Annotated in this window: 15 protein-coding genes; 5 read left to right on the forward strand and 10 right to left on the reverse strand. The window is 37.6% G+C overall.

The genetic code is table 11. From position 1 onward, the window contains the following. Window positions 1-5 precede the first annotated feature (5 nt). The 3 genes from AACM45_RS16040 to arsM all read left to right on the forward strand — a co-directional run bounded on the left by AACM45_RS16040 (window position 6) and on the right by arsM (window position 2,561). On the forward strand, window positions 6-341 hold the full coding sequence (locus AACM45_RS16040) for an arsenosugar biosynthesis-associated peroxidase-like protein (protein WP_339143992.1): 336 nt from the start codon (window positions 6-8) through the stop codon (window positions 339-341). Window positions 342-374: 33 nt separating this feature from the next. Further along, a complete protein-coding gene (gene arsS / locus AACM45_RS16045) occupies window positions 375-1,460 on the forward strand; it encodes an arsenosugar biosynthesis radical SAM (seleno)protein ArsS (RefSeq protein ID WP_339143993.1) in 1,086 nt (361 codons plus the stop codon). Window positions 1,461-1,592: 132 nt separating this feature from the next. After that, window positions 1,593-2,561, forward strand: a complete 969-nt coding sequence (gene arsM, locus AACM45_RS16050; RefSeq protein ID WP_339143994.1) for an arsenosugar biosynthesis arsenite methyltransferase ArsM — start codon at window positions 1,593-1,595, stop codon at window positions 2,559-2,561. A 162-nt stretch (window positions 2,562-2,723) separates the two neighbouring features. Here the strand turns inward: arsM and AACM45_RS16055 are convergent, their stop codons facing one another. The 3 genes from AACM45_RS16055 to AACM45_RS16065 form a co-directional block, all read right to left on the reverse strand. Beyond that, a complete protein-coding gene (locus AACM45_RS16055) occupies window positions 2,724-3,494 on the reverse strand; it encodes a sterol desaturase family protein (protein WP_339143995.1) in 771 nt (256 codons plus the stop codon). Between the two features lie 76 nt (window positions 3,495-3,570). After that, window positions 3,571-4,143, reverse strand: coding sequence for a Crp/Fnr family transcriptional regulator (locus tag AACM45_RS16060; RefSeq protein ID WP_339143996.1), 573 nt, complete (start codon window positions 4,141-4,143; stop codon window positions 3,571-3,573). An 80-nt stretch (window positions 4,144-4,223) separates the two neighbouring features. After that, window positions 4,224-6,332, reverse strand: coding sequence for a M48 family metalloprotease (locus AACM45_RS16065; protein WP_339143997.1), 2,109 nt, complete (start codon window positions 6,330-6,332; stop codon window positions 4,224-4,226). A gap of 360 nt (window positions 6,333-6,692) precedes the next feature. On the opposite strand from AACM45_RS16065, the gene AACM45_RS16070 reads away from it, so the two are divergent. After that, window positions 6,693-7,328: a TetR/AcrR family transcriptional regulator gene (locus AACM45_RS16070; protein WP_339143999.1), complete on the forward strand. Its 636-nt coding sequence runs from the start codon at window positions 6,693-6,695 to the stop codon at window positions 7,326-7,328. Here the strand turns inward: AACM45_RS16070 and AACM45_RS16075 are convergent. The 3 genes from AACM45_RS16075 to AACM45_RS16085 are packed head-to-tail and all read right to left on the reverse strand — an operon-like array spanning window position 7,303 to window position 9,887. Next, on the reverse strand, window positions 7,303-8,349 hold the full coding sequence (locus AACM45_RS16075) for a glycosyltransferase family 9 protein (protein WP_339144000.1): 1,047 nt from the start codon (window positions 8,347-8,349) through the stop codon (window positions 7,303-7,305). The genes AACM45_RS16070 and AACM45_RS16075 overlap by 26 nt on opposite strands. Next, the gene (locus AACM45_RS16080; RefSeq protein ID WP_339144001.1) at window positions 8,333-8,938 is read right to left on the reverse strand and encodes a DUF4254 domain-containing protein; all 606 of its coding nucleotides are present in this window, start codon (window positions 8,936-8,938) and stop codon (window positions 8,333-8,335) included. The genes AACM45_RS16075 and AACM45_RS16080 overlap by 17 nt, the downstream gene beginning before the upstream one ends. 25 nt (window positions 8,939-8,963) lie before the next feature. Continuing rightward, complete coding sequence (locus AACM45_RS16085; protein ID WP_339144002.1) at window positions 8,964-9,887, reverse strand: hypothetical protein; 924 nt, start codon at window positions 9,885-9,887, stop codon at window positions 8,964-8,966. 39 nt (window positions 9,888-9,926) lie between these two features. Between AACM45_RS16085 and AACM45_RS16090 the strand changes: the two genes are divergently transcribed. Beyond that, on the forward strand, window positions 9,927-10,148 hold the full coding sequence (locus AACM45_RS16090; RefSeq protein WP_339144003.1) for a DUF6341 family protein: 222 nt from the start codon (window positions 9,927-9,929) through the stop codon (window positions 10,146-10,148). A gap of 54 nt (window positions 10,149-10,202) precedes the next feature. On the opposite strand, the gene purD is transcribed toward AACM45_RS16090, so the two are convergent. The 4 genes from purD to AACM45_RS16110 all read right to left on the reverse strand — a co-directional run bounded on the left by purD (window position 10,203) and on the right by AACM45_RS16110 (window position 14,670). Next, window positions 10,203-11,474 (reverse strand): phosphoribosylamine--glycine ligase, encoded by a 1,272-nt coding sequence (purD, locus tag AACM45_RS16095; RefSeq protein ID WP_339144005.1) that lies wholly within the window; start codon window positions 11,472-11,474, stop codon window positions 10,203-10,205. A gap of 54 nt (window positions 11,475-11,528) precedes the next feature. Continuing rightward, window positions 11,529-12,515 (reverse strand): UDP-glucuronic acid decarboxylase family protein, encoded by a 987-nt coding sequence (locus tag AACM45_RS16100; protein WP_339144006.1) that lies wholly within the window; start codon window positions 12,513-12,515, stop codon window positions 11,529-11,531. 100 nt (window positions 12,516-12,615) lie between these two features. Beyond that, complete coding sequence (locus AACM45_RS16105) at window positions 12,616-13,968, reverse strand: undecaprenyl-phosphate glucose phosphotransferase (protein WP_339144007.1); 1,353 nt, start codon at window positions 13,966-13,968, stop codon at window positions 12,616-12,618. 105 nt (window positions 13,969-14,073) lie between these two features. Then, complete coding sequence (locus AACM45_RS16110; protein WP_339144008.1) at window positions 14,074-14,670, reverse strand: inorganic diphosphatase; 597 nt, start codon at window positions 14,668-14,670, stop codon at window positions 14,074-14,076. Window positions 14,671-14,749: the final 79 nt, after the last annotated feature.

Genomic DNA, 14,749 nt, shown 5'->3' on the forward strand with positions numbered 1-14,749 from the left:
TAAAAATGGCAAATTCATATTACGACCCTGCCGATCTACGCAAATTTGGTAAAATCACCGAATGGAGTGAAGAACTGGGAACGAAATTTTTTGATTATTACGGAAAAGTTTTTGAAGAAGGTGCGCTAAGCGCTCGAGAAAAGTCTTTAATTGCCTTGGCCGTTTCGCATGTGGTAAAATGCCCCTACTGTATCGATGCCTATACCAAAGATGGGTTACAGCGTGGTATTACAAAAGAAGAAATGATGGAATCCGTACATGTCGGGGCAGCTATTGAAAGTGGTGCCACTTTGGTGCATGGGGTACAGATGATGAACAAGTACAATAAGCTTTCAATGTAACGAACCCAAGGTTTTGGGTTCAAACTAGAACAAATGGAAAAAAGTATTTTACCAAAAAAAAGGCCTTTACAGAAGTCGCTTAAAGCGAGGGATAACGAATTGGCAGGCACTAACAAGCAACTACAGATACTGGATGGTGGTATTTTCGCTGATGGAGAACTGCCCTATTTTAAAGATAAGATTTCTGAAATTGGCCATTTTCCCCTGCGCCCTAACAAATTGGAGATTTTACAGATCAATGTAGGTTATATGTGCAACCAGGTCTGTGAGCATTGTCATGTGGATGCGGGTCCAGACCGTAAAGAAATCATGACACGCGAGACCATGCAACAGTGCTTGGAGGTCATCAAAAATACTGGTGCCCACACTTTGGATTTAACTGGAGGTGCGCCTGAAATGAATCCTGATTTTCGTTGGTTTGTAGAAGAAGCCGCCAAAGCGGGCATCAAAGATTTTATAGTGCGTTCGAACTTGACCATCATTCGAGCCAATAAGAAGTATTATGACCTGCCCGATTTCTTCAAAAAACACAATGTACACGTTATCTCTTCCATGCCTCATTATACCCGTGGTAAAACGGATAAACAACGGGGCGATGGTGTTTTTGATAAATCTATCAAAGCATTGCAAGAACTAAATGCAAGGGGTTATGGTATGCCTGGCAGTGATTTACGGTTGGATTTGGTTTACAATCCATCTGGAGCCTATTTGCCCGGAGATCAAGCCGCCATGGAAAAAGACTTTAAAAAAGCCTTGGATGAGGATTTTGGAATTCAGTTCCACAATCTTTTTGCCATTACCAATCTTCCAATAGCCCGTTTCTTGGATTATTTGATAGCCTCAGAGAATTACGAAGATTACATGTACGCCTTAGTAGAGGCGTATAACCCTGCCGCCGTGGCAAATGTCATGTGTACCAATACCATTTCAATCAGTTGGGACGGTTGGCTCTATGACTGTGATTTTAACCAAATGTTAGACCTTAAAGTTGCCAGTAAGGTAAAACACATTAGTGAATACAACGAAGATCTTTTAAACGATAGAAATATTATCATCTCGCAACACTGCTATGGCTGCACAGCCGGAGCCGGAAGTAGTTGTCAAGGGACGGTTGCATAGAAAGAATTAGAACAAAATAAATGTCTTTTCGAGCGCAGTCGAGAGGTCATAAAAACAAAAATTTTAATTAGGTCTCGATGCTCCTTCGACTGCGCTCAGGATGACATCTCGACCTCACAAAAAGTTACGACAATGAGTTACTTACAAGCTACAAACGATTTATACAAAGAAGCCGCTTTGACCCCTGATGTAGGGCTATGCTGCACCACTAACCCTATTTGGGAATTACCAGGACTTAAAATTCCTAAAATAATGCAAGAGATGAACTATGGCTGTGGAAGCACTGTTCATGCAAGAGACCTCTCAAACAACCCTAAAATGCTCTACGTTGGTGTTGGCGGTGGAATGGAACTTTTGCAATTCTCATACTTTAATCGCCAAAAAGGCGGGGTAGTAGGTGTTGACGTGGTTGATGAAATGTTGGAAGCCAGTAGACAAAACTTCAAAATTGCCGAAGTTGAGAACGATTGGTTCAAGTCGGACTTTGTGGAATTGAAAAAAGGAGATGCCCTCAACCTACCTGTGGAAGACAACACTATTGACGTAGCAGCACAAAACTGCTTGTTCAATATTTTCAAGGAGGAAGATTTGAAACGGGCCATTGAAGAAATGTACCGAGTCTTGAAACCCCATGGTAAATTGGTAATGAGCGATCCTACCTGTGAGCAAGAAATGAACGAGACCCTTCGCAATGATGATCGGCTTAGGGCACTTTGCTTAAGCGGTAGCTTGCCCATAAAGCAATATGTTAAAGCATTGACCGATGTTGGTTTTGGCACCATTGAAATTCGGGCCAGAAAACCATATCGTGTTTTGGCGCCAGGTGCATATCCAACGGATGAATTGATTTATATTGAATCTATTGAAGTTGCGGCAATTAAAGATCCTATGCCAGAAGATGGCCCTTGTGTGTTTACGGGTAAAGCGGCCATCTACTATGGCGATGAAGACTATTTTGATGATAACAAAGGACATGTCCTATTAAAAAACCAGCCTTTGGCCGTATGTGACAAGACCGCTGGTGCCCTTGCTTCACTTGGCAGGAATGATATTTTTATCAGCAAATCTACCTACCATTACGATGGTGGCGGGTGTTGTTAGAAAAAGTACATTGGTTTAAAACCCCCAAAACTACTTTGGGGGTTTTTATTGTCAAAATTCTATTGAATCCAATGGAATAAACGAATACGGTAATAAGTTGTCTTCATCGAGGAAAATATCATCAGCTGAATGGACTTTCAATAGCCAATGAAATACCAAAATTTACTTTGAGGTTACATCCTTAAACCTCAACATCTCTAAAATTCGATTTGAGGCGCCTGGATAATATCCAGTTTCTTTTTCAAAAGATTTTGGATTCTTAAAAGTTCCAAAAAGTATATCTATTATAGGTAAATCGGCATAATTATACCTATGTATACCTTTGGCGTGATGCAGTGAATGGCTCTCAGGTCTTTGTATAATGTACCCCAACCACCTTGGCGTTTTAATATTGGCATGTTGAAATACCCCTAAAAATGTTAAGCTCAGGATAATGACGGTAATTGCTTGGGGAGATAGGCCCATAAGCAAGGTGAAGCTGATAGAGCCGACCAGTGAAAGTCCAATCATATCATTGATACTGAACATAAACGCACTTGGCACATCCAATCGCTCGGCACTGTGGTGCATTTGATGGGATACACGAAACAAAAAATCTGATTTGTGCATGCTGATATGCCAACCGTATTGCACCAGTACGACCAAAAATATACCAATGGTTATTTGTAAGGGCAGATTCCATGAACTTAAATCAAGTAATTGATAGGGTGCCAGAAAGCCATCCCATAACAACGGAATATAGGTAGTGAGCAAAACATAGGCGAAAAAGAAAAGAAGTCCTTTCAGTTTCCAATACGGAATCTTTGGCAATGCCCTTGCGGGAACTAGCGTTTCCCAAAGAAATAATACTCCGAAAATAGCATACACGATTAAAGAAACAGGGTCTGATAAAATTGCCCATGGGGTGGGCAGTTGATTGATGAAACTTTCCATGATTTTTAGTTTAAAATTTCAGCTACAAAACTATATGCAGTTGAAATCCCGGACTAAAAAAAAGACTTGACCTATGTTAGGAATTTAGTTTTTTACGAATTCTACTCAAACTCTCAGGGTGTATTCCAAGATACTTGGCAATCTTGTTCACGGGAATCTGTGAGATGTATTTTGTGTGGGTATGGAACATTTCGGTATAAATTTCTTCGGCTGTTTTACTCAACAATGCCTTTTCTCGATTTGATTTTCGAATGTAGGCCCCCTCCATAATTTTTCGCCCAAACTTATTTATACTTAAATCATGATCATAAGCCTCCATAAGATGGTGGTATTTTACCATTTCCAGCTCACAATCCATTAGTGCCGTCAATTTTACATCACTTTCCGATTGCAATAGAAAAGAAGTTAGACTCGCCACCATTTCATTCTCAAAAAAGAAGTCAATGATTTTCTCCGTCATATAGCTTTTTATACTCAACTCTATAATTCCGCTATTGACAAAATAGACCGCATTTTCTATTTCGTTATAATCGGTAATTACCGTGCCTTTTTGAAAGAACACTTTCCCAACAGGAAAAGGAAGCTCCTCTAAGGTGTTGTTTTCATTCAATACCCTATTATAAAACATCAAAAAGGTCATAATTGACATTGGTTGATTATCAGTTTTAAGGTAATGGAAATCTACTGAAGAAACAAAAACCAACCAATGTGAAATTACTCTTTTATGGTCTAAGCATTTAGGGTCGATTCTAAGGTTTTATGGAAGACTAGAATACACGCAATGCTTTTTTGATCTATTCTATGACAATTGTAAACCGCATTCTCTAGTTGTTCCATCATTTTTTGAAAACCTCCATTTTCAAATATCAATCCGTGTTCAATCTTAAATTGACCCATATCGACCAGGGCTTCTTTTAAATCATCTATTGAAGCAATATTGGGCATTTTCACAAAATTTCGTTCGTTAAAAACATTGAGCTCTTCGTTAAGTTTTTCAAAGGCCTGTTTTACACTCGCAGTCAAAGAATGAAGTTGTTCTTTGCTAACCTCACCCCGCGATTGAAGGTCCATTACATTTTCATAAATTTTATTTTTTGTAGCACTTATGGTGCGATACAAAAAAGAAAGTGATTGATGCTGTCCATACAATTGTTTCAATTTCGCTTCTTTTCCTTGTGTTTTTGCCAGAGCGATGAAAAATGCACAGAAGGTAGTATCCCAAGACTCAAAACCTCGATTGAAGAGTTCTTCTCGTTTACTTAGCAGAAAATTATAGCCGTTCTCTAAATTCTTCTTCTTATACTCCACCCCTTTAAAAGAAAATGATTTCTCTTTGGTGGTTCCTTGGGCAATCTGCTGGGCTTTTAACAGCAAATCCTCTATTTCTTCTACGGGTCTCATCAATTCTTTAAGTTCGGCTTTCAACTCATTTAGAAGAGCTTTTCTAGGTATCCCCAATTGTTGAATCTCCGTATTTAATTTTTCATCATTCGGAATCTGTAAAAATCGATTTAAAAAAGTGTTTTCATATTCTTTGGCCAAATCAGCACCCTGGGTCTCAGAGGTAATGAATTCTTCGAGTACTTCAGATGCCTGCCATTCTTTTGGTTTTTTATCCAAGTAAAGCTTATAAACCAACAGTGTCATTTCTTCTTGTAAAGCTTCTTTATCGCCAAATAACTTCCAAGGTGATCTTTTATCGGCTTCGCAATTGATATACGGTACCTTCGCATTGTCTTCCCTTCTGTCATTCGGTGGATGACTGGCATACATGCCTACCGTTGAAAGTTCAGAACTGGAAAAATACTTCTTGCCTCCTCTAATATCATTGGGCAAAGCATCAAGAAGATTTTTTTGCGCCGTTGCACCTCTTTCAATAGCAAATGCATTATGCCGATATAGGTTTTTTACAAAAATATTCTTCTTGCCCGCTAAAATGCTGTGGTTCAAAGTTGCCTGCCATGCTGATACCCCTCCGTCCAATTTCCATAGTGCCGAGATTATGGCATCGCTTCCAGAGGTCTTTACGGCAACCTTATCGGCATTGAACTCCATTTCCCTTGAAAGGGAAGAATACATCATATTCAAAAATTGATAAAATAGGTTCAAAAGCTGTCTTATTACCCAAATCATAGGGGTAATCACCCAGGCCGCTGCCGATAACCTCAGGTCTGAAGCCCTCCACTGATCTAAAGTATCGTCCCATTTGTCCCTTTCAAAGATCATATCGTGAATAATCGTGTTCGCAGAAATAATATAACTGCCTATTTTCATACTGCGTTGTGCAAAATGACCAAATTCATGACTTATGACGGCCTTAAATTCAGAAAGGTTCAAACAATCGGTCAATCCCATACCTATCGTAAGTTCTTTTCTCACAGGTAGAAAAAGGCTCAACCACATATTACTATAAGCTACATATGCATTCACATCTGGATCTACATAGATGTTTTTGGGTTTGGGTGCCCCGGTCTCTTTACAGATTTGCCCAATGAAGCCCCATAGCTCAAGGTTTTTCCCTTTTACCAACTTAATGCGGTTATTGGGTTTGTGGTTTTTAAGTTTAAATATGAACTTTAGGGTAAAAATAAAAAGCATGCCAGCCCCTGCTATTGCACCAACTTTCAACAGAATAGTTAGTTTGTTGATTACGCCCATGTCATATACAAGTGCATAATAAAGCAAGTATCCCAGTCCAACGACCAGTGCCCCGTAAAGCATAAAAAACAATATAATGGCGACTATGGCCAAGAAAGCCCTCAATTGATAGGATGGGGGTAACGCCGTTAATTTTTTGGGTACTGCTTTAGGGCTATCGGGGTAGTAAGCCGTAATCATAATGGGTTGGTTTAAGGTTTGGATATTTAAGTTTGGTAAAACATAAACTTTTTTTGTTCCTATTTATTTTAGGTCTTACTTAAAAACTTATATCAAAATAGCAATTGGACTAAGAGCGAGAAACATTGGAGAACATGTAAGTTAAATCTGTAAAGACTTGAAAGGGTGAAATAACGACAAATGGTCTTTTTTATCGATAATTGGAATTTAAAAACCCATCCTCTTTTCAAAAAATCGTCAAATACTGCACTGTAACGATATTTTCATACTGATAATCTTATAAGATTTATCTTACAGGTATTTCTTTTGAAATTTGTAAAACAAACCTACTTGAATTATTAATCTTAGTCACCAAATCTTATGGAAACAACTTTTGAAAAGAGCAAAACACTTCATTTACTGCGTGATAGGGGCCTTCGTCTTTTTTATGAAAATGGTTATTACAATACTTCCTTAAATGATATTTTAAGGGATTTATCGATTACAAAAGCGGTTTTTGAGCATTATTTTCAAACTAAGGAAGACTTTTTTATAAGTATAACACAAAACTTGATATTTCAAGATATCTTGAACCTTCTGATACCGCCCGTAAACTATAAACGAAATCCTTTTCCCATACTGATGGACCTTTTTGACAATGAGCTTGAAAAAGTGTTGAACAGTTCAAACAATTACGGTTTTATGCTTGCGAATTTTATCAATGAGTTCAATAACAGGAATAAAAAAATCAGCAAATACCTTTTGGATATTCTTCAAGTTTGGGAGATTAACTTAATTTCAATTCTTAAAAAAGGGCAATTAGATGGTTACTTAGACCAGCATATAGATTGTGAAAGTGTGGCGAACCATATTATTTCTTCTTACTTCGGAGTTAGGACCTTACTGGTTGAAGGTAATGCCAGTGTTTTAAGACAAAACTACTTAGGGCAACTAAAACAATATTTCGATTCCATTTCATGCCCAGAGCTCTCTAACGGGCATCAAGTTTATCGATAATCATCTGATATACTGTTTCAGGCGATATGGTTTCCATGACTTTTTCATATCCGGGTGGATGCTTGTTGCCATACACTGAGGTCGGAATTAATGGATATTTTTCCCTGTCGGCACAAATGGAATTTTCAAGGGGTTGGCCGAAAGGGGCAAAGCCGGCATAAGGGTGGGTAACGCCCCAAAGGGTAACGACATCAACTCCGTAATTGGCGGCCAAGTGCCCATTACCACTATCCATAGCGATCATAAGTCTAAGATTTGATATGACCGCCAGTTCTTCTTCAAATGAAAGTTTGCCCGCAACATTGATAACATTATTTGAAAATCTATTTTGAACGGCTTCCAATTGATTTACCTCTTGTTGCCCACCACCGAACAGCAGAACTTTAACATGCGGATTTGTTGTTAATTTTTCGAGCACCCCATTCATTAATACCAATGGGTACATTTTACTTTTATAAGCTGCAAAAGGGGCTATCCCAATCAAAATGGTATCGGCATCCGAACTACCCTCCATTATTTTAGGCAGGGCCATAGTAGGCAGGACATTATCTTTAGTCAAGTCTATGGGAAGTTTCAATTGTTGAAATACATCCGTATAACGCCGGTGCGTCGTTTTTAGCTGTTTAAAAACCTTACGATTTATTAGCCGTTTTTTTTCTTTTCTACCTTTGTCTATTTGAGCAACGGTGATCCCTTTTAAGTCAAAAAAAAGTTTTAAGATTTTACTTCGCAATACATTATGGGTATCTGCAACGGCGTCAATCCCTAACGTATTGAGTTGACGGTATAATCGGTAAAGGCCGATAAAACCCTTGTGTTCTTTTTGAACCTTTGCCGAAAAAACAGTAACATTCTTTACACCGTTGAAAATGGGTTTAAACCGTTCTCTAGTGAGGATCGTTATTTTCAGGTTAGGATACTGCTCCCTCAATGCCAAGATACATGGAACCAGCATTGCCACATCTCCCATAGCAGAGAAACGCACGATCAATACATGTGCCGTATTACCCCTTTTGACCACGCAATACCGGATTTAGTTCGTCGTCATTGTACATTTTCATTTGTTTATACACCTTCATATACTTTTTACCTACTGCAATATCATCTAAAAGTTGGTCGATAGCTGTGGAAAGGTCTCTGCGTTGCTCCCTCAAAACCGTTAATTTATTTGAACATGCCTCTATATGCGCTTTAGAAGCATCTATTCGATCAACTTCTTCTTGCATATGATATATTTTCAAGGCAAGAATAGATAATCGATCTATTGCCCAAGCAGGGCTTTCGGTATTTATAGAAGCATTTTCCCGCACTTCAACATCTTGATATTTACTCAAGAAGTAACTGTCGATATATTCCACTAAATCGGTTCTATCTTGATTACTGGCATCTATTTTGCGCTTTAATACCAGAGCCGCCTCCGGGTCGATATTGGGATTTCTAATGATATCTTCGTAATGCCATTGAACGGTATCGATCCAATTTTTGCGATATAAAAGATGCTCGATGGTTTGTTTGTCGTAAGGGTTCTTGAATTCTTGGTCTACGTTGTCCTTAATATGATAAGTATCGATACTTTCTTTAAAAATAGTATTGGCAAGGGTAGTGAACATATTCAATTCTTTATGCAAAGATACATTATTGCACAAGGTTAAAACCTGCGATGATCAGAGAGGTAATGATCATAACGCTTAGTAGCCCTTCTTTAAACCTTTTATCCCTTATGGTCTCGAAATAATTGGTCAAAAAGACACTTATGGGGAATAATGTATACAGTATCATATTACTACCGCTCTCTTCTGAGACGAAGACCAAAAGTATCCCTAAAACAAAATAGGCAAAAAGAATACGTAGGGAAAGAATGCGCCCCATACCGCGATTACCCAGTTTTACCAACACTATGAACATTATTACCAATGCTAGAAAAAGGTAACATAAAATACCTATGTAAGCAAAGGCGTCAAAAGTACCATTCAGTTTAAACGCATAATGATTTTGAATGAAACCCCAATCATCGAATAAACCTGAATAGCAAAGAACACCCATCAAACATACCACCATGGCTGCCAAGGGCATCAGCCAGTTTCTAAGCTGTTTTCCACAATATACATAGATTGCAATGTACATGGGAATTAAAAAAACCACCGTCCATTCCATTACGACACTGGACAAAAAAACAAATAAGGAAGCTTCAAAAATTTTGTATTTGGTATTCTTCTCAAACTTTAAAGCGAGTACTTTATCCGTTGCCAATAAAAGCAAAAAATTACTGATCACTATCTTACCACTTAATACCATAGGTAAAAAAACAGCCAACAGCAACGCATAAAAAAGCATGGTAAACGAACTTAACTCGGCCAATTTATCGGCTTTTAATGTTGGGTTTATGACCAGAAACGTGAGCAATAAAAAGAAAAGGCTGATGATTTTAGGTAAAAAAACACCATTCTCAAATATGGAAACTGCTGAAACCGAAACCATAAGGATATAGAGTAATGTGCAGAAACCCAATACTATTACATAGTTTATAGGTTTTGTTTTACTAAAAAAACTTGAAATCATTGCTGCTTTTACTATTTTTGCCTAGTAAATATAGCTAAGATGAAATCATTTTTTTACGGCATAGAAGACTTATTTGTCAATGTTCTTTTTGCCCCTTACGATATGTTCCGGTTTATGGAAAGCTGGTGGTCTTCGAACCTCATCAATTGGGCGTTTATGATCATTGGATTTGTGGCGATGGTCTATTGGATGGGCCAATTAAAGATTTTCAATGACAATAACGAAGAAGATAAAAGCATTACTTCCCACTCTTATCTATAGCTTCGACTGCGCTCAACTACCCTTAGTTTAGCTAATTATTGGTCCGGTTTTTGACTAAAGGTCAAAACCAATGTCTTTTCGGTAATACATTCCCTCAAAATGAAAGTCTTTTAGACTATCATAAGATTTGGCAAGGGCCTCTTCTGTGTTTTCCCCGTAAGAAGTTATGGAGATGACCCTACCACCATTGGTTACTATCTTACCATCTTTTTCAGTAGTCCCTGCATGGAATACCAAAGAGTTCTCAACAGTGTCCAACCCGGTGATTTCCTTTCCTTTCCCGTAAGCTTCAGGATACCCTCCGGAAACGGTCATTACGGTTGCGGTAGTTCTCTCATCGATTTCTAAAGTCACATCTTTTAAGGCTTTGTTACCTACGGCTTCAAAAACCCTAATTAAATCGTTTTTGATTCGAGGAAATACGACTTCGGTCTCAGGATCCCCCATACGAACATTGTATTCAATGACCTTCGGTTCATCTGCCACCTTGATCAATCCAATAAAAATAAAACCCTGATATGGGATCTTATCCTTTTTAAGACCGTCAACAGTAGGTTTTACAATACGTTCCTCTACTTTTTGCATGAATGCCCCATCAGCAAACGGAACTGGTGAAATCGCCCCCATACCTCCCGTATTGAGCCCAGTATCGCCTTCACCGATGCGTTTATAATCTTTGGCTTCGGGAAGTATTTTATAGCTTTCGCCGTCAGTAAGCACAAAACAGCTGAGTTCAATACCATCTAAAAATTCCTCAATTACCACGGTAGTACTAGCATTACCGAATTTAGCCTCCAAAAGCATGGCCCTTAACTGTTTTTTGGCCTCTTCTAAATCTTTTAAGATCAGAACCCCCTTGCCTGCTGCGAGTCCATCTGCTTTTAGCACATACGGTGGTTGTAGGCTTTCTAAAAATCGGTATCCTTCTTCGAGATCTTTAGATGTAAAACTTTGGTACGCCGCGGTGGGTATATTATGGCGCATCATGAACTCTTTAGCAAACTGTTTACTACCTTCTAAAGTAGCAGCAAGCTTTTCTGGACCGATAACCACTACTTGGTTCAAATCTTTATCGTTTAGAAAAAAATCATGTACCCCCTTCACCAAGGGGTCTTCAGGCCCTACCACGACCATTTCAATAGCGTTTTCAACAACAAACTCCTTAATGGCCTTAAAATCGTCACCTGCAATCGCGACGTTTTGTGCCAGCTGTGAAGTACCTGCATTACCAGGTGCTACGTATAAGCTTGAAAGTTTGGGGCTCTGGGCGATTTTCCAAGCCAAAGTGTGCTCGCGACCGCCCGAACCAAGAATAAGGATATTCATGATTTAATTTTGCCCAAATGTAAGAACAATCAAAAAATGTAGGGGTTTAATCGTTTATTTTCTATTGATTTTTGAGAAATCACGGTGTTCCGTTCGCTCAAGTTCTTCTTTTGTAAGTGTTTTGAAGTAATCAAAGGTTTTTCGCATACCTTCTTCCCTGCCAACCTTAGGTTCCCAACCAAGAATTTCTTTTGCTTTGGTAATATCGGGTTGCCGTTGCATCGGATCATCTTTTGGAAGTGGTTTATAAATGATCTTTTGGTCGGTACCTGTTAATTTGATGATTTCCTCTGCAAAATCTTTAATGGTGATTTCGTGTGGATTACCAATATTCATGGGTAGGGTATAATCACTCATCATCAATCTGTAAATACCTTCAATTTCATCATCAACGAAACAAAAAGAACGGGTTTGTGAACCATCCCCAAAAACGGTGAGATCTTCACCTCGTAATGCTTGACCCATAAAAGCAGGTATCACACGGCCATCATTCAGGCGCATTCTTGGTCCGTACGTATTGAAAATTCGAACAATTCGGGTATCCAATCCGTGAAAGGTATGATAAGCCATGGTAATCGATTCTTGAAAGCGTTTGGCTTCATCATAGACCCCTCTCGGGCCGATGGTATTTACATTACCATAATACTCCTCAGTTTGGGGGTGCACCAATGGATCACCATAAATCTCAGAGGTGGAGGCAATCATAAAACGAGCTCCTTTTTCTTTGGCCAGACCAAGAAGGTTATGGGTGCCTAAAGACCCTACTTTTAATGTTTGAATCGGAATCTTCAAGTAATCAATTGGGCTTGCTGGAGAAGCAAAATGAAGAATATAATCCAAATCACCCGGCACATGCACAAATTTGGTAACATCATGATGGTAAAACTCAAAGTTCTCGAGCTTTATTAAATGTTCAATATTCTTAAGGTCACCGGTAATTAGGTTATCCATGCCAATCACATGATGCCCTTCTTTAATGAACCTGTCACATAGATGGGAACCAAGAAAGCCTGCTGCTCCCGTAATTAAGGTTTTTTTCATTTTCCAATTATTGAACGTTAAAGATAGCGCAATCTAAATTTTGAGGTTTTAGCATTTGGCTGAAATGAACAGTTATTAATATAAAAGGTGATTCTAAGCATCAATATGCTTTTGCCTCACCTTTAAAAGCGTTAAGTATGGTTTGAAAAATGATTTTAACATCTAAAAACATGGACCAATTTTCAATATAAAAAATATCAAATTTAATACGATTCAAGATATCTGTATCACTTTCTATTTCTCCTCTATATCCTCTGACTTGAGCTAGGCCTGTAATACCAGGTTTAACAAAATGTCTTACCATATATTTATCTACCTTGTCAGAGTATTCATTCGTATGTTTTACCATGTGGGGTCTTGGACCCACCACTGACATTGTACCAAAAAACACATTATAAAATTGAGGCAATTCATCAATACTGGTTCGCCTTAAAACTTTACCCAGACGGGTTACCCTCATGTCATTCTTGGTAGCTTGCGCTTGATCGGCATCATTATTCGGTGCCATTGAACGGAACTTGTAGCAATAGAACTCACGATTGTCAATACCATTTCTGTTTTGCCGAAAAAAAACAGGGCCTTTAGACTCTAGAGCAATCAAAATCGCAATTATTGGGGTGAGCCATGTTAGTAATCCCAGAATAATTATTAAGGAAAAAATTATGTCAAACGCTCTTTTTAAAAAAGCATTTATTGGATTATGAAGAGGGATATCGCGCAGCGATAGTACGGGAATATAATCATAATACTCAAACTTCAATTTTTTAGAAAATATTTTTTTATTGTCTGGAATAAATTTTAGTGTTTTAAGGTTGTTGTCCGCGAAATTGATGAATTGAGTTAGCTCGTCATTCTGTAATTCAGATATCGAACAGTAGATTTCATCTATTTTGTTCTCAATTATATATTTAAAGCACTCTTCTTTTTGAAAATCCAATGACTTAGCAGAAAATTGTTTCATAAAATTAAAGCCAAAATCGGTTCTGTCTTTAAATACACTTATTAGTTGGTTTGTCTTTTTGTTCTCTCCAATCACAACTACGTTTCTGATGTTTCCCTTTATCTTTTCCCTATAACGCATTAAGCTTATATAGTTTAAAAATTTAATGGTAAAAACAGCGATAAAAACAAATACAAAGTATTGCGCCAATGCCAATCGACTGATCATGGGCTGTTTAAAGAAGCCGATAAACGCATAAAGAATTAAAAAAAAGAAGACAAATTGGGTGAATATTAATCGGAGTATATATGCAACTTTCGTATATCTATAAATTTTATAAAACTCATTTTTTAGGGAAATCACAATCCATCCGAATGAAATATATGCATGAAAAAGCACAGGTGTCTGAAATTGGATAGGAAGCAAGGAAGCAAATGCATTAATAATTAGCAAATCTAAAAAATAGGAAATTGGAATTATTAGATTTGAATATCTATGTTGCCTAAAAAACATTGATTCGTCTTTACCTTTATTAAAATAAAACAGTAAAGATACTTTTTATGCTTCATATTTCGAATTTTCGAAAAAGTGTTGAAAACAGAACGGGGATTGGATATATTATTTCAATGAATTACGTATCTCTTGTAACGCTTTTGTCTCATCTACCCAACCCTGTATTTGCAATTCATCATGGTGATCATAGTTCAAAAACCAGATTTGTAGAATATCGATTATACCAGGGTAATCTTCCTTTAACTCTAAAAAAGATGTTGCTTTAATGGTTCTCAATTTTTCCTCTCTTGGTACTGCGATAATCTTGTAGTCGTATTCGCGATTATCTAATAGTTCTATCATGCCTATTAATTCAATTTCCAGAATTGTTCCGGTATTTAATGATTCTGAAAGAACAATTACATCTAAAGCATCTCCATCTCCTCTTTTTTTTGGATCCGAATATGTGGAAGGTATAAAACCATAATTACCGGGGTAGGGAAGAAAATTGATTATTCTTTTTTTACCATTTTTTGTATCAATTTGAAATTTCTCTAAATCCCTGTTGAACTCTATTTTCTTATTGGTTCCTGCCGGAATCTCTATTATACAATTAATTTTTCCTTCAGGACTAAATGTAGGTGTATTGTAAATATTAGTTTGAATACCACAATTTACTAAAGACAAGAAACCCCCTGAATAAAACATCAACTTCTTAAGCATTTTTTAACCTGTCTGTCCTTATTTATATAATTATTACAATCAAAAAGAGTATTGGCACTAAAAGATTTGATTTTATTCA

The sequence above is a fragment of the Croceitalea sp. MTPC5 genome (assembly GCF_036985505.1).
Classification (GTDB): Bacteria; Bacteroidota; Bacteroidia; order Flavobacteriales; family Flavobacteriaceae; genus Croceitalea.

Coding starts and splice junctions, on each gene's coding strand:
- AACM45_RS16065 (WP_339143997.1), bottom strand. CDS start 6,332: ATGATTACGGCTTACTACCCCGATAGCCCTAAAGCAGTACCCAAAAAA.
- AACM45_RS16105 (WP_339144007.1), bottom strand. CDS start 13,968: ATGTTTTTTAGGCAACATAGATATTCAAATCTAATAATTCCAATTTCC.
- AACM45_RS16070 (WP_339143999.1), top strand. CDS start 6,693: ATGGAAACAACTTTTGAAAAGAGCAAAACACTTCATTTACTGCGTGAT.
- AACM45_RS16110 (WP_339144008.1), bottom strand. CDS start 14,670: ATGCTTAAGAAGTTGATGTTTTATTCAGGGGGTTTCTTGTCTTTAGTA.
- AACM45_RS16055 (WP_339143995.1), bottom strand. CDS start 3,494: ATGGAAAGTTTCATCAATCAACTGCCCACCCCATGGGCAATTTTATCA.
- AACM45_RS16060 (WP_339143996.1), bottom strand. CDS start 4,143: ATGTCAATTATGACCTTTTTGATGTTTTATAATAGGGTATTGAATGAA.
- AACM45_RS16100 (WP_339144006.1), bottom strand. CDS start 12,515: ATGAAAAAAACCTTAATTACGGGAGCAGCAGGCTTTCTTGGTTCCCAT.
- AACM45_RS16090 (WP_339144003.1), top strand. CDS start 9,927: ATGAAATCATTTTTTTACGGCATAGAAGACTTATTTGTCAATGTTCTT.
- arsS (WP_339143993.1), top strand. CDS start 375: ATGGAAAAAAGTATTTTACCAAAAAAAAGGCCTTTACAGAAGTCGCTT.
- AACM45_RS16080 (WP_339144001.1), bottom strand. CDS start 8,938: ATGTTCACTACCCTTGCCAATACTATTTTTAAAGAAAGTATCGATACT.
- arsM (WP_339143994.1), top strand. CDS start 1,593: ATGAGTTACTTACAAGCTACAAACGATTTATACAAAGAAGCCGCTTTG.
- AACM45_RS16040 (WP_339143992.1), top strand. CDS start 6: ATGGCAAATTCATATTACGACCCTGCCGATCTACGCAAATTTGGTAAA.
- AACM45_RS16085 (WP_339144002.1), bottom strand. CDS start 9,887: ATGATTTCAAGTTTTTTTAGTAAAACAAAACCTATAAACTATGTAATA.
- purD (WP_339144005.1), bottom strand. CDS start 11,474: ATGAATATCCTTATTCTTGGTTCGGGCGGTCGCGAGCACACTTTGGCT.